The organism is Streptomyces sp. SYSU D01066-1 (genome assembly GCF_054956795.1).
Genome location: NZ_JBUDHV010000021.1, coordinates 19,855 through 39,606, shown reverse-complemented (window position 1 = coordinate 39,606; position 19,752 = coordinate 19,855). Strand labels below are relative to the sequence as shown.

General features: G+C 73.4%; 15 protein-coding genes and 1 tRNA gene. 10 read left to right on the top strand and 6 right to left on the bottom strand.

Features of this window, described 5'->3' with window-relative positions; translation table 11 throughout:
* The first annotated feature begins 42 nt into the window (after positions 1-42).
* The 8 genes from ACY1JF_RS19930 to ACY1JF_RS19895 all read left to right on the top strand — a co-directional run bounded on the left by ACY1JF_RS19930 (position 43) and on the right by ACY1JF_RS19895 (position 8,957).
* Complete coding sequence (locus ACY1JF_RS19930; protein WP_462706505.1) at positions 43-1,251, top strand: inositol-3-phosphate synthase; 1,209 nt, start codon at positions 43-45, stop codon at positions 1,249-1,251.
* A 125-nt stretch (positions 1,252-1,376) separates the two neighbouring features.
* Complete coding sequence (locus ACY1JF_RS19925; RefSeq protein ID WP_462706504.1) at positions 1,377-2,354, top strand: SCO3242 family prenyltransferase; 978 nt, start codon at positions 1,377-1,379, stop codon at positions 2,352-2,354.
* Positions 2,351-3,442, top strand: a complete 1,092-nt coding sequence (locus ACY1JF_RS19920; RefSeq protein WP_462706503.1) for a sugar phosphate isomerase/epimerase family protein — start codon at positions 2,351-2,353, stop codon at positions 3,440-3,442. The genes ACY1JF_RS19925 and ACY1JF_RS19920 overlap by 4 nt, the downstream gene beginning before the upstream one ends.
* Positions 3,439-4,176, top strand: coding sequence for an EboA domain-containing protein (locus ACY1JF_RS19915; RefSeq protein WP_462706502.1), 738 nt, complete (start codon positions 3,439-3,441; stop codon positions 4,174-4,176). The genes ACY1JF_RS19920 and ACY1JF_RS19915 overlap by 4 nt, the downstream gene beginning before the upstream one ends.
* Positions 4,176-5,024 (top strand): TatD family hydrolase, encoded by an 849-nt coding sequence (locus ACY1JF_RS19910; RefSeq protein ID WP_462706501.1) that lies wholly within the window; start codon positions 4,176-4,178, stop codon positions 5,022-5,024. Before ACY1JF_RS19915 ends, ACY1JF_RS19910 begins: the two co-directional genes overlap by 1 nt.
* A gap of 3 nt (positions 5,025-5,027) precedes the next feature.
* Positions 5,028-6,200, top strand: coding sequence for a metabolite traffic protein EboE (gene eboE, locus ACY1JF_RS19905; RefSeq protein WP_462706500.1), 1,173 nt, complete (start codon positions 5,028-5,030; stop codon positions 6,198-6,200).
* Positions 6,197-7,600, top strand: a complete 1,404-nt coding sequence (locus ACY1JF_RS19900; RefSeq protein ID WP_462706499.1) for an alkaline phosphatase family protein — start codon at positions 6,197-6,199, stop codon at positions 7,598-7,600. Before eboE ends, ACY1JF_RS19900 begins: the two co-directional genes overlap by 4 nt.
* Before the next feature lie 154 nt (positions 7,601-7,754).
* Positions 7,755-8,957, top strand: a complete 1,203-nt coding sequence (locus ACY1JF_RS19895; protein ID WP_462706498.1) for a sugar phosphate isomerase/epimerase family protein — start codon at positions 7,755-7,757, stop codon at positions 8,955-8,957.
* 100 nt (positions 8,958-9,057) lie between these two features.
* Here ACY1JF_RS19895 and ACY1JF_RS19890 read toward each other — a convergent pair whose 3' ends face one another.
* The 4 genes from ACY1JF_RS19890 to ACY1JF_RS19875 all read right to left on the bottom strand — a co-directional run bounded on the left by ACY1JF_RS19890 (position 9,058) and on the right by ACY1JF_RS19875 (position 15,651).
* The gene (locus ACY1JF_RS19890; protein ID WP_462706497.1) at positions 9,058-10,446 is read right to left on the bottom strand and encodes an OFA family MFS transporter; all 1,389 of its coding nucleotides are present in this window, start codon (positions 10,444-10,446) and stop codon (positions 9,058-9,060) included.
* Positions 10,447-10,569: 123 nt separating this feature from the next.
* A complete protein-coding gene (locus ACY1JF_RS19885) occupies positions 10,570-12,714 on the bottom strand; it encodes an acetate--CoA ligase family protein (RefSeq protein ID WP_462706496.1) in 2,145 nt (714 codons plus the stop codon).
* Positions 12,715-12,718: 4 nt separating this feature from the next.
* Positions 12,719-13,951 carry a formyl-CoA transferase gene (gene frc / locus ACY1JF_RS19880; protein ID WP_462706495.1) on the bottom strand — a complete coding sequence of 411 codons (1,233 nt, stop codon included), beginning with the start codon at positions 13,949-13,951 and terminating at the stop codon, positions 12,719-12,721.
* A gap of 11 nt (positions 13,952-13,962) precedes the next feature.
* Positions 13,963-15,651, bottom strand: coding sequence for a thiamine pyrophosphate-binding protein (locus ACY1JF_RS19875; protein ID WP_462706494.1), 1,689 nt, complete (start codon positions 15,649-15,651; stop codon positions 13,963-13,965).
* 295 nt (positions 15,652-15,946) lie between these two features.
* Between ACY1JF_RS19875 and ACY1JF_RS19870 the strand changes: the two genes are divergently transcribed.
* Together ACY1JF_RS19870 and ACY1JF_RS19865 are read left to right on the top strand one after the other, a co-directional pair.
* Positions 15,947-16,031: transfer RNA gene (locus ACY1JF_RS19870), tRNA-Leu, on the top strand.
* A 737-nt stretch (positions 16,032-16,768) separates the two neighbouring features.
* Complete coding sequence (locus tag ACY1JF_RS19865) at positions 16,769-17,710, top strand: NAD-dependent epimerase/dehydratase family protein (RefSeq protein ID WP_462706493.1); 942 nt, start codon at positions 16,769-16,771, stop codon at positions 17,708-17,710.
* 100 nt (positions 17,711-17,810) lie between these two features.
* On the opposite strand, the gene ACY1JF_RS19860 is transcribed toward ACY1JF_RS19865, so the two are convergent.
* A complete protein-coding gene (locus ACY1JF_RS19860; protein WP_462706492.1) occupies positions 17,811-18,557 on the bottom strand; it encodes a TetR/AcrR family transcriptional regulator in 747 nt (248 codons plus the stop codon).
* Positions 18,558-18,702: 145 nt separating this feature from the next.
* Positions 18,703-19,524 carry an SAM-dependent methyltransferase gene (locus ACY1JF_RS19855; RefSeq protein ID WP_462706491.1) on the bottom strand — a complete coding sequence of 274 codons (822 nt, stop codon included), beginning with the start codon at positions 19,522-19,524 and terminating at the stop codon, positions 18,703-18,705.
* Positions 19,525-19,752 lie beyond the last annotated feature (228 nt).

Genomic DNA, 19,752 nt, shown 5'->3' with positions numbered 1-19,752 from the left:
CGCCGGGGCTCCACATCGACGCGTCCGACAAGGAGGCTGCCCATGTCCGCGTCCCCCTCCCTTTCCCCCTCCCCTTCTTCCTCTTCCTCCTCCTCTTCCTCTTCCTCTTCGGCTTCCCGTACCGGTGTGTGGCTGATCGGTGCGCGCGGCTCGGTCGCCACGACCGTGGTGGCGGGCTGCGCGGCCATGACCGCCGGCCTGCACCCACCGACCGGCCTGGTCACCGAGACCCCCCACTTCGCCGGCTCCGCCCTCCCCGCCCTTCCCTCCCTCGTCTTCGGCGGCCACGACACCGTGGACTGTCCCCTTCCCAAGCGCGCCGAGGCCCTGGCCGCCGGCGGCGTACTGCCACCCGGTCTCCCCGCCGCCGTCCACGCCGAACTGTCGGCCGCGGAACGGGAGATCCGCCCCGGCGGGCCCCTGCCCGGTGACACCCGGTCCGCCGAGGAACTGATCACCGCCTTCGCCGCAGACATCCGTGACTTCGTACGCCGCTTCGGAGCGGCGCGGGCGGTGGTCGTCAACGTGGCCTCCACCGAGCCGCTCGCCACTGGCCGGACCCTGCCGCCCAGCTCCCTCTACGCGGCGGCGGCCCTGCGCGCCGGCTGCCCCTACGTCAACTTCACCCCCTCCACCGGCCTGCACCACCCGTCCCTGGCCGCGGAGGCGGCGTCCTGCGGCCTGCCGTACGCGGGACGCGACGGCAAGACCGGGCAGACGCTGCTGCGCTCGGTACTGGGCCCGATGTTCGCCCAGCGGGCGCTTTCCGTCCGGGCCTGGTCCGGCACCAACCTCCTCGGCGGCGGCGACGGTGCCTCCCTCGCCGACCCGGCCGCCGCGGCGGCCAAGAACGCCGGCAAGGAACGCGTCCTCGCCGACACCCTCGGCACCACCGTCGAGGGCGAGGTACACATCGACGACGTCCCCGCGCTCGGCGACTTCAAGACGGCCTGGGACCACATCGCCTTCGACGGCTTCCTCGGCACCCGCATGATCCTCCAGACCATCTGGCAGGGCTGTGACTCCGCCCTCGCCGCCCCCCTCGTCCTCGACCTGGCCCGTCTGGCCGCCCGCTCCCACGAGCTGGGCCTGACCGGCCCCCTGCGCGAACTGGGCTTCTACTTCAAGGACCCGGTGGGGGACGGGCCGTCCGCCCTCGGCGACCAGTACGCGCAGCTCCTCGGCTTCGCGGACCGCCTGGCGGTGCGGCCGGCCGGTGACGCGCCCGCCGGCCCCGGGGACCGCCGGTGAACCGGCCGGCCGACGCGACGGCGGACACGGAAGCGGCGCGCGACACCCCCGTTCTCACCGGCCGGACGGATACGGAACCGCGCTCCCGCGTGACCGGAAAGCCACCGGGACACCACGCCTCCCGCGTGGCCGACGATCCCCACAGGTCCCACGTCTCCCGCGTCTCCCGCGCCTGGGCCGAACTGCTCCGGCTGCCCGCCCTGTTCACCGTCCCCGGCGACGCCCTGGCCGGCGCGGCGGCGGTCGGCGCCCGGCCCGGGTACCGCACCCTGCTCTCCATCGGCTCCTCCGTCTGCCTGTACGAGGCCGGTATGGTCCTCAACGACTGGGCCGACCGCACCGAGGACGCCGCTGAACGCCCCCACCGCCCCCTTCCGTCCGGCCGGGTGCGCCCCTCCACCGCCCTCACCGCCGCGTGTGCCCTGACCGGCGCCGGCCTGGCCCTCGCGGCCGGCGCCGGCCGTCCCGCCCTCGCGGTGGCCGTACCCCTGGCGGCGACCGTCTGGGCCTACGACCTCGCCCTCAAGCACACGCCCGCCGGCCCGGTCGCCATGGCCGGGGCGCGCGCCCTGGACCTGCTCCTGGGCGCCGCGGCCGGCGCGGGACGCATCCGCCCGGCCCTGCCCTCGGCGGCCCTCCTGGGAACCCACACCCTCGCGGTCACGGCCGTGTCCCGCCGGGAGACCACCGGCGGATCGGCGGCGGCCCCCCTCGCGGCCCTCGCCACCACCGCCCTGCTGACCCGACTGGTGACCAGGCGGCCCATCCGACCCCCGGCAGACCGACGGGAAGCAGCCTCCCGCGGTCTGCCGGGCCTCACACCGACGGACCGGTCAGCGCCGACGGACGGGGCATCGGGAGGGGCGCGGCTCACCGCCGTCCTCGGCGCGGTCTACGCCGCCACGGCCGCCCGCCCCTACTTCCACGCCACCCTCAACCCCTCACCCCCGCTCACCCAACGCGCCGTCGGCGGCGGCATCCGCGCCACGATCCCCCTCCAGGCCGCCCTCGCCACCCGTTCCGGCACGAGCGTCGCGGGTCTCCTGATCGCGGGGCTCGCCCCACTGGGCCGACGGTTCGCGAGGAAGGTGAGCATCACATGACGTCGCCCGCACCGCGAGACGCCGCAGTCGCCCCCCTCCGTTTCGGCTACGGCACCAACGGCCTCGCCGACCTCCGTCTGGACGACGCCCTCGCCCTCCTCGCCGACCTCGGCTACGACGGCGTCGGACTGACCCTCGACCACATGCACCTCGATCCGCTCGCCCCGGACCTGGCCGCCCGCACCCGCCGGGTCGCGCACCGGCTGGACGCCCTCGGCCTGGGCGTCACGGTCGAGACGGGCGCCCGCTACGTCCTCGACCCGCGCCGCAAACACGGGCCCTCCCTCCTCGATCCCGACCCGGACGACCGCGCCCGCCGCGTCGGCCTGCTGCTCACCGCCGTGCGGGTCGCCGCCGACCTCGGCGCCCACGCCGTCCACTGCTTCAGCGGCGTCGTTCCCGACGGCACCGGCGCCCGGACGGCGTGGCACCGCCTGGCCGCCGCCGTGGCCCCGGTCGTGGAGGCGGCCACCGCCGCCGGTGTCCCGCTCGCCGTCGAACCCGAACCGGGGCACCTTCTCGCCACCCTGGCCGACTTCCACCACCTGCGCCACGCCCTCGGCGGTCCCGAGGCGCTCGGCCTCACCCTCGACATCGGTCACTGCCAGTGCCTCGAACCCCTTCCTCCGGCCGACTGCGTACGCGCCGCCGGTCCCTGGCTGCGGCACGTCCAGGTCGAGGACATGCGCCGCGGTGTCCATGAGCACCTCCCGTTCGGTGCGGGCGAGATCGACTTCCCGCCCGTCCTCGCGGCCCTCGCCGCCACCGGCTACCAGGGCCTGACCGTCGTCGAACTGCCCCGCCACTCCCACGCCGGCCCCCACTTCGCCGCCCACTCCCTCCCGTTCCTCCACAGCGCCGCGGCCTCGGCCGAAGTCCCCGTCACCCGGACTCGCGCCTCGGCCGAAGTCCCCGCCACCCGGCCCCCCACCGCAGCCCGTCCCACCCAGGCCCCCACCGCAGCCCGTCCCACCCGGACTTCCACCGCAGCCCACTCCACCCGGCCCCCCACCGCCACCGATCTCCCGGCGCCGGCCGCCCCACCCCCAGGCGTGCCCTCCGCCACCCCACGAGGGAGCACTCCATGACGCACCCGCACGCCGCCCACCCCACCCGGCGCACGGAGGACACCGGCGCCGCGCGGAACGACGCCCGGGGCCGGGACACCACCCCCGCCACGACCCCGCCGGCCGACCTGCGTGCCGCCCTCACCGCCCGGCTCGACCCCGCCGCCCGCCACTGGCTCGACCAGGCCCTCGACGAGGCCGGCGCCCACCCCGGAGGCCACGGCCCGATCTCCGCGTGGGAACTGCGTCTCGCCGAGGCCGGCCGCCGCTGCGGCCCCGCCCACGCCGACGCCGCCCGCGTCCTGATCCTGCACGCGGCCCGCGCCGGAGCCGACGCGCTGGGCCGGGTCTACCACCAGGGCACCGCCGACGAACGCCGCGCCGTCCTGCACGCCCTGCCCCACCTGGTGCCCGGCCCCGGCGCGCTGCCGCTCGTCGAGGACGCCCTGCGCACCAACGACACCCGGCTGCTGGCCGCCGCCGTCGGTCCCTACGCCGCCCGCCACCTCGATGACCACCAGTGGCGGCACGCGGTACTGAAGTGCCTGTTCACCGGCGTCGGCATCGGTCACGTGGCGGAGCTGGACCGCCGGGCCCGCGGGGACGCCGAACTCGCCCGGATGCTCGCCGACTACGCCGCCGAACGCACCGCCGCGGGCCGCCGGGTCCCCGGGGACCTGCACCGCGTTTTGGCCCTGACCGGACCGGCGACCGAGTCGCACGGCCCGGCGGACCCCCACGGCAAGGAGTCCTGATGCGCATCTTCGACCCCCACATCCACATGACCTCCCGGACCACCGACGACTACGAGGCCATGTACGCCGCGGGCGTCCGCGCCCTGGTCGAACCCGCCTTCTGGCTCGGTCAGCCCCGCACCTCCCCGGCCTCCTTCCGCGACTACTTCGACTCCCTCCTCGGCTGGGAACCCTTCCGCGCCGCCCAGCACGGCATCGCCCACCACTGCGCGATCGCCCTCAATCCCAAGGAGGCCAACGACCCGCGCTGCGCCCCGGTCCTCGACGAACTGCCCCGCTACCTGGTCAAGGACCGGGTCGTCGCCGTCGGTGAGATCGGCTACGACTCCATGACCCCCGCCGAGGACACCGCGCTCGCCGCCCAGCTCCAGCTCGCCGCCGACCACGGCCTGCCGGCGCTGGTGCACACCCCGCACCGCGACAAACGGGCCGGGCTGCGCCGCACCCTCGACGTGGTCCGCGAGTCCGCGCTCCCCGCCGACCGGGTCCTGGTCGACCACCTCAACGAGACCACCGTCGAGGAAGCCAAGGACGCGGGCTGCTGGCTCGGCTTCTCCGTCTATCCGGACACCAAGATGGACGAGGAACGGATGGTGGCGATCCTGCGCGCCCACGGCACCGACCAGGTGCTGGTGAACTCCGCCGCCGACTGGGGCCGCAGCGACCCGCTCAAGACCCGCAAGGTCGCCGACCTCATGCTCGCCGAGGGTTTCACCGAGGACGACGTGGACCGCGTGCTGTGGCGCAACCCGGTCGCCTTCTACGGGCTCAGCGGACGCCTCGACCTGGACGTGGCCCGGCCCGGCGCCACCCACGAGGGCAACTCGATCCTGCGCGGCGGTGAGTGAGCGATGCGCTTCCGGCACCCCGACGGCTCCGTCGTCCACCTCGCCTACTGCACCAACGTGCACCCCGCCGAGACCCTCGACGGCGTCCTCGCCCAGCTCCGCGACCACTGCGAACCCGTGCGCCGGCGCCTGGGCCGCGACCGCCTCGGCATCGGCCTGTGGCTGGCCCGCGACGCCGCCCACGCCCTGGTCACCGACCCGTCCGCACTGCGCGGCCTGCGCGCCGGACTCGACCGGCGCGGCCTGGAGGTCGTCACCCTCAACGGCTTCCCCTACGAAGGGTTCGGCGCGCAAGAGGTCAAGTACCGCGTCTACAAGCCGGACTGGGCCGACCCCGAGCGGCTGGAGCACACCACCTCCCTCGCCCGCGTCCTCGCCGGCCTGCTCCCCGACGACGTCACCGAGGGCAGTGTCTCCACCCTCCCGCTGGCCTGGCGCACCGCCTACGACGACGCCCGCGCCGAGAAGGCCCGCGCCGCCCTGCTCACCCTCGCCGAACGGCTCGACGCCCTCCAGGAGCTGACCGGCCGCTCCATCCGCGTCGGCCTGGAACCCGAACCCGGCTGCGTCGTCGAGACGACCCGGGACGCCGTCGCCCCGCTCGCCGCGATCGGCCACGACCGCGTCGGCGTCTGCGTCGACACCTGCCACCTCGCCACCTCCTTCGAAGACCCGCACACCGCCCTGGACGCCCTCACCGCCGCCCGGGTCCCCGTCGTCAAAACCCAGCTGTCCGCCGCCCTGCACGCCGAACACCCCCGTCTCCCCGAGGTCCGCGACGCGCTCGCCGCCTTCGCCGAACCCCGCTTCCTGCACCAGACCCGCACCACCACCGGGCCCGGCAGGCTGCACGGCACCGACGACCTGGACCAGGCACTGGACGGCACCGCCCTGCCCGACACCTCCCCGTGGCGCGCCCACTTCCACGTCCCCCTGCACGCGGCCCCCGCCGCGCCCCTCACCTCCACCCTCGACGTCCTCGAAGCCACGCTGACCCGCCTCGTCGGCGGTCCGCACCCCCTCACCCGTCACCTCGAGGTGGAGACCTACACCTGGCAGGCCCTCCCTCCCGAACTGCGCCCCCGGACCCGCGCCCAGCTCACCGACGGCATCGCCGCCGAGCTGACCCTCGCCCGCGAACTGCTCACCGGCCTCGGCCTGAAGGAGCTGCCATGACCGGACCCGCCCGGCCCCGAGGCACCGGCCCCACCCCGCTCCTCGTCCTCGACGTCGTCGGCCTCACCCCCCGTCTCCTCGACCACATGCCCCACCTCAGGACGCTCGCCCAGTCCGGCTCCCGCGCGCCGCTCGGCACCGTCCTGCCCGCCGTCACCTGCGCCGCCCAGTCCACCTTCCTCACCGGCACCCTCCCCGCCGAGCACGGCATCGTCGGCAACGGCTGGTACTTCCGCGAACTCGGCGACGTCCTGCTGTGGCGCCAGCACAACGGACTCGTCGCCGGCGACAAGCTCTGGGACGCCGCCCGCCGCGCCCACCCCGGCTACACCGTCGCCAACATCTGCTGGTGGTACGCCATGGGCGCCGACACCGACATCACCGTCACCCCCCGCCCCGTCTACTACGCCGACGGCCGCAAGGAACCCGACTGCTACACCCGGCCCCCGGCCCTGCACGACGAACTCACAAGAAAACTCGGCACCTTTCCCCTCTTCCACTTCTGGGGCCCCGGCGCGGACCTGGTCTCCAGCCAGTGGATCATCGACGCCACCCGCCACGTCCTGCGCACCCGTCACCCCGACCTGGCCCTGTGCTACCTCCCTCACCTCGACTACGACCTGCAGCGCTTCGGCCCCGACGACCCGCGCTCCCTCCGAGCCGCCACCGACCTGGACGCGGCCATGGCCCCGCTCCTGGACGCCGCCCGCGCCGAGGGCCGGACCGTCGTCGCCCTGTCCGAGTACGGCATCACCCGCGTGAACCGGCCCGTGGACATCAACCGCGCCCTGCGCCGCGCCGGCCTCCTGGAGGTGCACACGCAGGACGGCATGGAGTACCTCGACCCGATGGCCTCCCGCGCCTTCGCGGTCGCCGACCACCAGATCGCCCACGTCTACGTCCGCCGCCCCGAGGACCTCGCCGCCACCCGTGCCGCCCTGGCCTCACTGCCCGGCATCGGGCAACTCCTGGACGACGAGGGCAAGAAGGCCCACCACCTCGACCATCCGCGCGCCGGTGAACTCGTCGCCGTCGCGGAGCCGGACGCCTGGTTCACGTACTACTACTGGCTCGACGACGCCCGCGCGCCCGACTTCGCGCAGCTCGTCGAGATCCACCGCAAACCCGGCTACGACCCGGTCGAGCTGTTCATGGACCCGCTCGACCCCTACGTCAAGGTGAAGGCGGCCACCGCCCTGGCCCGCAAGAAACTCGGCATGCGCTACCGCATGGCGGTCGTGCCGCTGGACGCCTCACCTATTCGCGGCAGCCACGGCCGCCTCCCCGCGAGCGACGACGACGGTCCGCTCCTCATCTGCTCCACCCCCCGCGCTGTCGGCGACCGCGTCGCGGCCACCGACGTCAAGGAACTCCTGCTCCATCTCGCCGGACTCGACTGACCGACGGCCGTGTGCGGCCCCGAGTTCCAGCTACCGACAGTGAAGCACGCGCCACTGACAACGACTCGCACCACGCCCTCCCGTCCGGCTTCGGACAGGGCGTCGGCGCAGGTCACGACCGAGAAGGCAGGCATCCGTGAGACCGTTCCCCGACATGTCCCGCACCGTCACGGACCGTACCGAAGTCCCCGGCGCCGCCGACGGCCCCGACGAGGCCCTGCACCGCGGCCTGGGGATCAGCCGTCGCCGTGCCCTCAGCACCTGCACCGCCGTCGCCGGCGCGGCCGTCGCCGCCCCCGTCTTCGGCGCCTCACCGGCCCTGGCCCACCACCGGGACAGCGACCGCGGCCACGGCCACGGGAAAGGCCACGGCGGTGACGTCCTCGTCCCCGCCCACAAGCGCGGCATCATCCTCTACACCGTCCGCGACGCCACCGCCCGGGACCCGCTCGCCACCGACCTGCCCTCCGGCTTCCGGGAGGTCTTCAAGCAGCTCGCCCGCCACGGCTACCGCCAGGTCGAGTTCGCGGGCTACCGCCAGCACGCCAACGCGCCCGGCGGCGCGGACCTGGAGACGGTCGAGGGCGCCAGGCTGCTGCGCTCCTGGCTCGACGAGTACGGCCTGCGCGCCCAGGGCAACCACGGCTTCATCCCGCCGTCCTGGCCGCTGACCAGCGCCGACCTGGACACCTTCAAGAAGCACCTGGAGATCGCCAACATCCTGGGCCTCGGTCACATGGGCACCGGTGGCGACCCCACCGGCAGCTCCCACCGGGCCGACTGGGACGTCGCCGCCGACAAGTGGAACGCCATGGGCGAGATCGCCCGCCGCGAGGGCGTCAAGCTCTACACCCACAACCACGACGCGGCGTACGGATTCCTGCTCGACGGCGGCCCGCTGGACGACCAGGGGCGGCCCACCCGCAGCTCCGGCATCCGCAAGCTGGAGTACTTCCTGAAGGTCACCGACCCCAGGGCCGTCTGGCTGGAGATGGACATCTTCTGGGCGCACGTCGCCCAGTACAAGTTCCACACCTACACCGCCCACGACGGCTCGACCCGGAAGGACGTCTTCGACCCGGCCGGCCTGGTGGCCCGCCACAACAGGCGCTACCCGCTGTTCCACGCCAAGGACGGCGTCGTGAGCACGACCAACGGCATGGGCTACGAGATGGTGCCCTTCGGCACCGGAGTCATCGACTACACGACGTTCTTCTCCCGGGTCGGACAGCGCGACCACCGCAACCCGATGATCGAGGACGACAACGCGCCGAGCGCCACCGATCCGGCACAGTCGCTGCGCGAGGCCAAGATCAGCTACGACAACCTCGCCGCCCTGCGCGAGCGCCGCCGCTGACCCGCCCGCGCACGGGACGGCCCCTCCCGAACCCGAGCCCGCGGGAGGGGCCGTCCCGTGTGTCACCGGAAAACACCTCGGACGCGAAGGTGCCCCCGGCTCAGGCCATCTCCTCGCCGAGGGGGTGGGGGTTGGGCACGACGCGCCTCGCCCCGGGCCTGCCCGGTGCCTTCAGGAACAGCGCCAGCACCGCGGAGGCCAGTCCGATGGAACCGGCCAGGGCGAACGCGCCCTCGTAGTCCCAGGCGCCGACCACCACCGCGCCCAGGCCGGAGCCGACGAGCCCCGAAACCAGTTTCGAGCTGTAGACCATGCCGTAGTTGGTCGCGTTGTTGTTCTCACCGAAGTAGTCCGCCGTCATGGCGGCGAACAGGGGGAAGATGGCGCCGCCGCCGAAGCCCGAGACCATCGAGCAGAACAGGAAGAACGGCATCACGCCCGCCTTCCCGGAGGCCAGCACGCCGAACTGGGCCGCGCCCAGCACGACGCAGACGATGATCAGGGTGTTGCGGCGCCCGTACCGGTCGGAGATCCAGCCGATGACGCCGCGTCCGGTGCCGTTGACGATCGCCTTCAGGGACATCGCGGTCGCCACCACGCCGCCCGCGAACCCCATGTCCTTGCCGAACGGCACCTGGAAGGCGATGCCGAAGATGTTGATGCCGGCCGTGCACAGCAGACAGAACCACATCATCCACAGGACGGGCGTGCGCGCGGCCTCCCGGGGGGTGTACTGCTTGACGGCCGGCGGGTTCTTCGCCAGGGCCCGGCGGATCTTCGGGTCGTCGGTCTGCCGCAGCGGGTCGACGTGCGCGGGCCACCAGTTCTTCGGCGGGTCCCTGAAGAACCAGCCCGCCGACGCCACGACCAGGCACAGCCCGACGCCGACGCAGACCAGCACCGTCTGGTAGTTGCCCAGGTCCATGTACGAGGTGAACAGGAACACGAAGGGCACGGAGCCGTAGGCGAAGCCGCCGTTGACGAAGCCCGTCTTGCCGCCCTTGCGCTCCGGGTACCACTTGCCGACCATGTTCACGCAGGTCGCGTAGACCAGACCGGCGCCGATGCCGCTGCACATGCCGAAGCCGAGGTAGGCGACGGTGACGTGCGGCGCGTAGGCCAGGGACACATAGCCCAGCAGGGTGCCGACCGCGCCGATCAGCATCGCCCCGCGCGCGGGGAGCCGGCCGCTCTCCCGCAGGTGCCCGGCCGGCAGGGCCACGGCCGCCTGGAAGAACACCCAGACGCCCATCAGCCAGAAGATGTGCCCGCTGCTCCACAGGTGGGCCTCGTGGAGGGTGTCCTCCGCCGAGGTGAACGCGTACTCGGCGGAACTGATGCCCATCATGCCGATCCACGGCAGGATGACCATCCACTTGCGCGGCCGTCCCATGATGTCGACGTCGGACTCGCCGAGCCGGTACACGCGGCCGTTGTGGTCCGTCACCTCCCGGAAGGGGACGGACGTCGAGATGTCGGTGGTTGTCATGTCGTTCAGCACCCCTTGCGTGCGAAAGCTCTGGCCGGCGCCCCCTGTCCAATGCCTTTCGTGTGCGCACGGGCCCTGGGGCCGGCCGACGCGCACCGTCGGCCGGCCCCGCACCGCCTCAGCTCATGTACCGCCCCCCAGCACGCCCGCCGCGCGGGCCCAGCGGTACTTCGCGCCGAGCACGGCCACCGGTTTCTCGGTCGTGTACGGGTACGCCACGACCCCCCGCTCGAAGAGGTACCGGCACGCCTCCTCGACCTCCACGTCGCCAGCGAGGGACGCCACCACGGGCTTCTCGACGCCGCGCTCGCGGAACTCGGCCACCACGCGCGCGGTCAGTTCGGCGAACACCAGGGGAGGGGTCACGATGGTGTGCCAGTAGCCGAGGACCAACGCGTGGACGCGCGGGTCCTCCAGCCCCAGCCGGATGGTCGCCTCGTACGTCGACGGCGGCTCGCCCCCGGTGATGTCCACCGGGTTGCCCGCCGCCCCGAAGGGCGGGATGAACTTCCGGAAGGACGCGTCCAGGTCCGGCGGGATCTCCATCAGGGAGAGCCCGTGGTCCGTCACCGCGTCGGACAGCAGGACGCCGCTGCCGCCGGCCCCGGTGATGATGACGACGTTGTCACCCCGGGGAGCGGGGAGCACCGGCAGCGCACGCGCGTACTCCAGCATGTCGTTCAGACCCGGAGCCCGGATCACCCCGGCCTGCCGCAGGATGTCGTCGTACACGGCGTCGTCCCCGGCCAGCGCCCCGGTGTGCGACCCGGCCGCCCTGGCGCCCGCCGCCGTACGGCCCGCCTTGAGGACGACCACCGGCTTCTTCGGCACCGTCGCCCGCGCGGCCGCCACGAAGGCGCGGCCGTCCTTGAGGTCCTCCAGGTGCATCGCGATGCACTCGGTGTGCGGGTCCTCCCCGAACCAGGTCAGCAGGTCGTCCTCGTCCAGGTCCGCCTTGTTGCCCAGCCCGACGATGGCCGACACGCCGGTCTTCGTGGAGCGGGCGAAGCCCAGGACGGCCATGCCGATGCCGCCCGACTGACTGGTCAGCGCGACGCCGCCCTTGACGTCGTAGGGCGTGCAGAACGTGGCGCACAGGTCCTGCCAGGTCGAGTAGTAGCCGTAGATGTTCGGCCCGAGCAGCCGGACGCCGTACCGCTCGGCGATCGCCACGATCTCCTCCTGGAGGGCGTGTTCGCCGGTCTCCGCGAAGCCGGAGGGGATGAGGACGGCGTTGGGCACGCCCTTGCGGCCGACCTCCTCCAGGGCCGCGGCGACGAACCGCGCCGGGATCGCGAAGACCGCGACGTCCACCTCGCCGGGCACGTCCGTGACGCTCTTGTACGCCTTGCGGCCCAGGATGTCGTCCGCCTTGGGGTTCACCGGGTGGATGTCCCCGGCGAAACCGCCGTCGACCAGGTTGCGCATCACCGAGTTGCCGATCTTGCCGGACTCGTCGGAGGCGCCGATGACGGCGACCGACCGGGGCTGCATCAGCCGGCGCATCGAGGTGAGGATCTCCTCGCGCGAGTAGCGCCGGCGGGGTGTGGCGGGCGCCTCGGAGAGGATGACGCGGACGTCGGCGGCGACCGCGCCCGCCGGGGTGGCGATCACCGGGTTGAGGTCCACCTCGGCGATCTCGGGGAAGTCCGTGACGAGCGCGGAGACCCGCCGGATCTGTTCCGCCACCGCCCGCCGGTCCACGCCCTCCTGTCCCCGCACCCCGCGCAGCACCTCGGCCGCCCGGACCGAGTCCAGCATGGACAGCGCCTCGCCGTCGTCCACGGGCGCCAGCCGGAACGTGACGTCCTTGAGGACCTCCACCAGCACCCCGCCGAGCCCGAACGCCACCACCTTCCCGAACGCCGGGTCGGTCACCGCGCCGACGATGACCTCCTGCCCCGGCGGCAGCAGCTCCTGCACCTGTACGCCCTGGATCCTGGCGTCCGCGTCGTAGGCGCGCGCGTTCTCCACGATCCGGTGGAACGCGGCGCGGACGGCGGCGGCCCCCTCGACCCCGACGACCACACCTCCGGCGTCGCTCTTGTGTGATATGTCCGGTGAGACGATCTTCATCACCACGGGTCCGCCGAAGCGGGCGGCGCACGCCACCGCCTCCTCGACGTCGGTCACCACGTCCTCGCCGGGTACGGCGATCCCGTACGCGTCGGCGAGCACCTTGCCCTCGGGCGCGGTGAGCGCGGTCCGCCCCTCGGCGCGCACGGCGTCCAGCAGCGCGCGCACCCGCGCAGTCCGGTCCTCGGCCATCACCTCAGATCACCCCGTCCGACTTCAGCAGGCGCAGTTCGTCGTCGCCGAGTCCCAGCTCACCGGCGTAGACCTCTTCGTTGTGCTCGCCGAGCAGCGGGGAGCCGGTGACCTCCACGGGGGAGTCGGAGAGCTTGAGCGGGCTGCCGACGGTCACGAACTCGCCGCGCTCGGGGTGCGGGACGCGGACCACCATCTCGTTCTCGGCCAGCGACCGGTCCTCGATGATCTCCTTGGTGGACAGGATCGGCCCGCACGGGATGCCGTGCGCGTTCAGCCGCTTCAGCACCTCCCACTTCGGCAGGGTGGACGACCACTCCTCGATCAGCTGGAACATCTTGTTCAGCTTCGGCAGCCGGGCCGCCGGCGTCGCCCACTCGGGGTCGTCGGCCAGTTCCGGCCGGCCGATCAGCTCGGTGAGCGGCCGCCAGCCGACCGGCTGCACGATGACGTACACGTAGTCGTTGGGGCCGCCCGGCGCGCACTTGACCGCCCAGCCGGGCTGGCCGCCGCCGGACGCGTTGCCGGAGCGGGGAACCTCGTCGCCGAAGTCCTCGTTGGGGTACTCGGCGAGTGGACCGTGGCTCAGGCGCTGCTGGTCGCGCAGCTTCACCCGGCAGAGGTTGAGCACCGCGTGCTGCATGGCCACGTTCACCCGCTGCCCGCGCCCGGTGCGCTCCCGCTGGTACAGCGCCGCGAGGATGCCCGCCACGGCGTGGACGCCCGTGCCCGAGTCCCCGATCTGGGCCCCCGTCGCCAGCGGCGGCCCGTCCTCGAAACCGGTGGTGGACATCGATCCGCCCATGGCCTGCGCGACGACCTCGTACGCCTTGAAGCCGGTGTACGGGCCCTCGCCGAACCCCTTGATGGAGGCGTAGACGATCCGTGGATTGATCTCCCTGATCCGGTCCCAGGTGAACCCCATGCGGTCCACCGCGCCCGGCCCGAAGTTCTCGACCATGACGTCCGAGCGCCGGATCAGCTCGGTGAGGATCTCCTTGCCGCGTTCGGTCTTGGTGTTGAGGGTGATGCTCCGCTTGTTGCAGTTGAGCATCGTGAAGTAGAGGGAGTCCACGTCCGGCAGGTCCCGCAGCTGCCTGCGGGTGATGTCACCGGCCGGCGCCTCCAGTTTGACCACGTCCGCGCCGAGCCAGGCGAGCAGCTGGGTCGCGGAGGGGCCGGACTGGACGTGCGTCATGTCCAGGACGCGGACGCCCTCGAGAGCCTTCGCTGTCACGGGCGATCACCTCACTTGTACATGGTCTGGTTCATGGTTCCGGGGGCGTACGCGTCCGGGTCGACCCAGACGTTGATCAGCGACGGCTTGCCCGACTCGCGGGCCCGGCGCAGCGCGGGACCGATGTCGGCGGGGTCGCGGACCTCCTCGCCGTGTCCGCCGAGCATCCGCGCGAACTGGTCGTAGGGGACGTCCCCGAGGGTGTTGCCGACCCGCTCGCGGGCCTTGCCGTACTTGGCGGCCTGGCCGTAGCGGATCTGGTTCATGGAGGAGTTGTTGCCGACGACGCCGACGAAGGGGAGGTCGTAGCGGACGAGGGTCTCGAAGTCCCAGCCGGTCAGCGAGAAGGCGCCGTCGCCGAAGAGGGCGACCACCTCCTTGTCGGGCCGCGCCTGCTTGGCGGCGAGCACGAAGGGCACGCCGACGCCGAGGGTGCCCAGCGGTCCCGGGTCCATCCAGTGCCCGGGCGACTTGGGCTGGACGACCTGGCCGGAGAAGGTGACGATGTCACCGCCGTCGCCGATGTAGACGGAGTCTTCGGTGAGGAAGTCGTTGATCTCGCTGACCAGCCGGTACGGGTGGATGGGGGAGGCGTCCGACCTGAGCTGCGGCAGCCGCTTGTCGAGCGCGGCCCGCTCCACCGCGCGCAGCTCGTCGAGCCACTCCTTGCGCCCGGCCGCGCCTCCGTTCAGCCGCCCCGAGGCCGCTTCGGTGACCGCCTTGAGCACCAGGCCGGCGTCCCCGACGATGCCGAGGTCGATGTCGCGGTTCTTGCCGACGGTGCGGTAGTCGAGGTCGATCTGCACCACCGTCGCGTCGGGGGAGAGCCGCTTGCCGTAGCCCATGCGGAAGTCGAAGGGGGTGCCGACGACGACGACGACGTCGGCGCCGGAGAAGGCGTAGCGCCTGGAGAGCTGGAAGTGGTGCGGGTCGCCGGGCGGGAGGGTGCCGCGGCCGGCGCCGTTCATGTACGCCGGGATGTTCAGCGTGCGCACCAGCTCGACGGCGGCCTCGGTGCCCCGGGTGGTCCACACCTGGCTGCCGAGGAGGACGGCCGGCTTCTCGGCGTGCGCCAGCAGGTCGGCGAGCCGCTCGATCGCCTCGGGGTCACCGGCCGACCGGGTCGAGGCCCGGTAGGCGCCGGCCCTCGGCACCCGGGCCTTGTCCACCGGGACCTCCGCGTCGAGCACATCGCGCGGTATCTCCAGGAAGGAGGGGCCGGGAGCGCCGTGGTAGCACTCGCGGAAGGCCATGGACACCATGTCCGCCGCGCGGGCGGTGGACGGCACGGTGGCCGCGAACTTGGTGATCGGCGCCATCATGTCGACGTGCGGCAGGTCCTGGAGCGACCCCATCTTGTGCTGCGCGAGGGCGCCCTGGCCGCCGATGAGCACCATCGGTGACTCGGCGCGGAAGGCGTTGGCGACACCGGTGACGGCGTCGGTGGTGCCGGGCCCCGCGGTGACGACCGCGCAGCCGGGTTTGCCGGTGACCCGGGCGTACCCGTCGGCGGCGTGCGCGGCGACCTGCTCGTGGCGGACGTCGACGACCTCGATGCCCTCGTCCACGCAGCCGTCGTAGATGTCGATGATGTGGCCGCCGCAGAGGGTGTAGATGCGGTCGACCCCTTCGGCCTTGAGGGCCTTGGCCACGAGGTGACCGCCGGAAATGACGTCCTGGGACTGGGTGTCCTCGGGCATGCGAAGTCTGTCCCTTCCATGAGGGGCTGGGGCGCTCTCGCGGTAGATTGCATACAGTCGACGAATACTGTATGAAGCTCGTTATCCCGCATTCGGCGGGCGGTGTCCAGGGGGCGTGCGGCACTTTCGGTCCGCGCCGGGCGCCGCCCGGCGGGTGGGCGGCCGCCGGGACCGCCGAGCGCACGGCCCCGAGTCACCCCTGAGGCACGGAAACGCAGGTGAAAGGCGCTGCGAAACCTTGGTATGGTTGTCCATGTCGCCGCGGGGAACACCCCTGGCGGGCGGCAGACACCTGGTCCGGGTGGCGGAATGGCAGACGCGCTAGCTTGAGGTGCTAGTGCCCTTTATCGGGCGTGGGGGTTCAAGTCCCCCCTCGGACACCGGAAGGGGCGTTCATTAGATCGTCCCGAAGCGTTGACGAATCACCGGTCGAGTCATGTGACTCACCGGTGATTCGTCGTTTCTGTGGTCCTCGGGCCGCGTGGTCGGCTCGAAGAGGTGGTGGCGGTCCAGGTACCGCGCCCCTCACCTGCGGAAAGCGGCCGCCCGGTACGGCAGTGCGGTGATCTTCACCACCGGCCCGTCGGACATCCAGTCCTGCCTGACGGTCCTGGCGCCGACGGATGCGCACGTGGTCGTCGTCTGACGCGCGGGGGTCACGCTCCGCTGAAGCTCCCCCGGTCACCGGGGCGGGGGAGCGCCGGCCGCCGGGCCCGGCGGCGCTGGTCGCGGGCGACGGCGTGGCGAGCGCGCGGTGGAGGGCGAGGATCGACCGCGGGGCCTCGGAGCGGCACCGAGCCGGTGCTGACGGAGAACCCGGTCCGGCCGCCACTGCCGCCCCCGCCTGCCCGGGAGCCGCCTTCACGGTCCGCACGACTCTCGCCGGCCCGGTCGGTCGCCGCGGCGATGAGGAGGGGCCCGGCGCCCCGGCCGGGGAAGGCCGCGAGACCCCCTCGGCCGGCGATCGGCCAGGGGCCGTCGACGCTGACGAGCGGACCCCGCCTCGAAGCCGGGGCGGACGGGCCGGTGTGCGGCAGGGGCGGTCGGACCAGCCGGCCGTACCGCGGCGCGAACATGGCATGCCCGCGACGCGTGGTCCCCGCGCTAGGGTGCGCGCGTGAATCTCCAAGTCGTCATTGGATCAGGGCCCGCCGGTGCCGCCACCGCACGGCTGCTGGCCGGACAGGGCCACCCCGTGCGTGTCATCACCCGGTCGGGCCGCGCCCCCGAACCCGGTATCGAACACGTGGCGCTCGACGCCGCCGACCCCGAGGCGCTCACCGACGCCGTCCGCGGGGCGAGCACCGTCTACGGCTGTGCCGCACCGCCGTACCACCGCTGGGCGGACGACTGGCCGCCGCTGGCCGCGTCGCTGCACACGGCGGCCGAGGCGTCCGGCGCCGTCCTGGTCCTGCTGGGCAACCTGTACGGGTACGGGCCGGTGGACGGCCCCTTGACCGAGGACCTGCCGCTCGCGGCGAGGGGCCCCAAGGGCCGGGTGCGCGCCGCCGTCTGGGAGCGCACCCGCGAACTGGCCGAGCAGGGCCGGATCAAGGCGGTCGAGGTGCGCGCCTCGGACTTCTTCGGTCCCGGCGTCACCGACGGCGGACACCTGGCCGGCCGCGTCATGCCCCGGCTGCTGCGCGGCAAGCCGGTCTCCACGCTCGGCGACCCGGACGCCCCGCACAGCTGGAGCTACCTCCCCGACGTGGCCCGGGCCCTGGTCGAGGTCGCGGGCGAGGAGCGGGCCTGGGGCCGGGCCTGGCACCTGCCGAACGAACCCGCGCTGTCCGTCCGGCAGATGGTCGGCCGGCTGGCCGCCGAGGCGGGCACCGGACCGGTCGCGGTCCGCCCCCTGCCGCCGGCCGTCCTCGGCCTCGCCGCGCTCTTCTCCCCGCTCCTGCGTGAACTGCGCGAGGTCCGCTACCAGTTCGACCGGCCCTTCGTCGTCGACTCCGGCGCCTACGAGGCCGAGTTCGCGGTGCGGGCCACCCCGGTGGACGAACAGGTGAAGGCGACCGTGGAGTGGTGGCGGGCGAGACCGGGGGAGGGCCCGTGAGAACCGGGACCGCAGGCCCCCGGCAGTACGGCGCGGGGTGACGGGCGGGTGAGGAGCGGGGTCGGGGAACCGCTGCCGGCCGGCTGGGTCCGAGCGGCGTTCACGCCCCGTCGGCGTTTTCGCCCGTGGTCCGCCCCACGGGAACCTCGAGCCCGATGCCCTCGGCCGCCACCGCGACGGCGAAGTCGAAGAACGCGCTCTCGTCGCTGACGCTGTCGTGGGTGCGGCTGAAGACCTGGAACACCAGCAGCCCGATCAGACCGCTCCACAGCACGATGCCGCGCTCGACGAGGTCCGCGTAGGGACCCTCGGGTGTCCCGCCGAACAGCGCCACGGCCTCCGGCCGCAGCAGCGGCGGCCCCGGTACCGTCCGCCGGGGCGGGGTCAGTTCGCCGGCCTCCAGCGCGGACCGCACGATCCGGGCCAGCACCGCGGGCGTGCGCGAGGCGGGCGGCACGGTCTCCTGCGGGGCGTGGTAGCCCGGCACGGGCGAGCCGTAGACGAGGGTGAACTCGGCGGTGTGGGCGAAGGACCACCGCCGCAGCGCCCGGGCGACCGCGAGCAGCCGCGCGCCCGCCGACGCCCCCGCCTCCCGGGCGTCCTGGTCGGCCCGCTCCATCGCGGCGCCGGACGCGTCGTAGGCGTCGATGACCAGGGCGGTCAACAGGTCGTCCCGGTGCGGGAAGACGGCTTCCACATCGGCACGGGACAGGCCGCCGGCCTCGGCCACGGCCTCCAGGGACAGCTGTCCCGCCCCCAGCGTGCCCAGGAGCCGGCGTGCGGTGGCCTTGATGACCGCCGCGGGCCCGGCGGACGGGGCGGCGGCGGGGCTCGTTCCGGATTCCATGGCCGAACCGTACCTGTGAGTCACCACGCGCGGGGGGCGGTCGGGCGGATCCGCGCCGTCGGAACCCGGCCTCTTTCGCCGGCGCGCGGCCCCCACCCCGTCCTGCTGCCCGCCGCGGGGGCGGCGGGCTGGGCGGCCCGGCCGCTCAGCCGTCCTTGCGGGCCACCCCGCCGTAGATGCCGATCGGCGGCGCGTCGGCCGCCGGCGGCTCCTCGGGGCGCCAGTCGGTGACCCGGACCAGACCGGGGTCGATCAGACGGAAGTCGCCGAAGAACTCCAGGACCCGGGCGTGCGGGCGGAGGGTCATGGACGCGGTGGCCTTCCGGTACACGGCCGCCGCGCCCTCGCGCCGGTCCTCGTGGGCGTCGCCGGTCGCGTGCGACAGGACCAGGTACGAGCCGGCCGGGAGCGCGTCGCGGAGGGTGGCGAGGACGCCGTCCGGGTCCTCCGCGTCGGAGACGAAGTGCACGACGGCGGCCAGCAGCAGCGCGACGGGCCGGTCGAAGTCGATGAGCCCGCGTACGCCGGGGTGGTCGAGGAGAGCGCGGGGAGCGCGCAGGTCGGCCAGGACGACGGAGGTGCCGGGCTCGTCGAGCAGCGCCATGGAGTGGGTGCTGACGATGGGGTCGTTGTCGACGTGGACGACGCGGGTGTCCGGCGCGACGGCCCGTGCGACCTGGTGCACGTTGGGCTCGGTGGGCAGGCCCGTGCCGATGTCCAGGATCTGCCGGATGCCGCACTCGGCGACCAGGTGCCGGACGGCGCGCAGCATGAAACGCCGGTTGGCGAGGGCGCCCGCCCGCACCTCCGGCGCCGCCTTCATGAACTCCTCGGCGGCTTCCTGGTCGACCTCGTAGTTGTTCTTCCCGCCGAGGAAGTAGTCGTACATCCGCGCCGGGTGCGGCCTGCTGGTGTCGATCCGGTGGGCGGGGGTGTCACGTGGGCCGTCGCTGCCGAGGGAGGTCATGATGCCAGGCTCCGTCCTGAACTCGCGTGCCGCAGCCGCGTGTTGTCCGGGGGTGAGCGGCGTCGGCTGCCGGTAGGCATCTTGGCATGTTCCGGAGTCCGGCCGAACACATGGCGGACGGGACCCGTACGCCTCGCTCTGTACGGGCGCCGACGGCTTCGCGCGCGTATCCCGCCCGTGCGCCGGGCCGTTGTACCGGCCGCACCGTGTGCCACACGGCGGAGAAAG

Coding starts and splice junctions, on each gene's coding strand:
- ACY1JF_RS19910 (WP_462706501.1), top strand. CDS start 4,176: ATGCGCATCTTCGACCCCCACATCCACATGACCTCCCGGACCACCGAC.
- ACY1JF_RS19895 (WP_462706498.1), top strand. CDS start 7,755: ATGTCCCGCACCGTCACGGACCGTACCGAAGTCCCCGGCGCCGCCGAC.
- eboE (WP_462706500.1), top strand. CDS start 5,028: ATGCGCTTCCGGCACCCCGACGGCTCCGTCGTCCACCTCGCCTACTGC.
- ACY1JF_RS19885 (WP_462706496.1), bottom strand. CDS start 12,714: ATGGCCGAGGACCGGACTGCGCGGGTGCGCGCGCTGCTGGACGCCGTG.
- ACY1JF_RS19920 (WP_462706503.1), top strand. CDS start 2,351: ATGACGTCGCCCGCACCGCGAGACGCCGCAGTCGCCCCCCTCCGTTTC.
- ACY1JF_RS19875 (WP_462706494.1), bottom strand. CDS start 15,651: ATGCCCGAGGACACCCAGTCCCAGGACGTCATTTCCGGCGGTCACCTC.
- ACY1JF_RS19855 (WP_462706491.1), bottom strand. CDS start 19,524: ATGACCTCCCTCGGCAGCGACGGCCCACGTGACACCCCCGCCCACCGG.
- ACY1JF_RS19915 (WP_462706502.1), top strand. CDS start 3,439: ATGACGCACCCGCACGCCGCCCACCCCACCCGGCGCACGGAGGACACC.
- ACY1JF_RS19900 (WP_462706499.1), top strand. CDS start 6,197: ATGACCGGACCCGCCCGGCCCCGAGGCACCGGCCCCACCCCGCTCCTC.
- ACY1JF_RS19930 (WP_462706505.1), top strand. CDS start 43: ATGTCCGCGTCCCCCTCCCTTTCCCCCTCCCCTTCTTCCTCTTCCTCC.
- ACY1JF_RS19890 (WP_462706497.1), bottom strand. CDS start 10,446: ATGACAACCACCGACATCTCGACGTCCGTCCCCTTCCGGGAGGTGACG.
- ACY1JF_RS19860 (WP_462706492.1), bottom strand. CDS start 18,557: ATGGAATCCGGAACGAGCCCCGCCGCCGCCCCGTCCGCCGGGCCCGCG.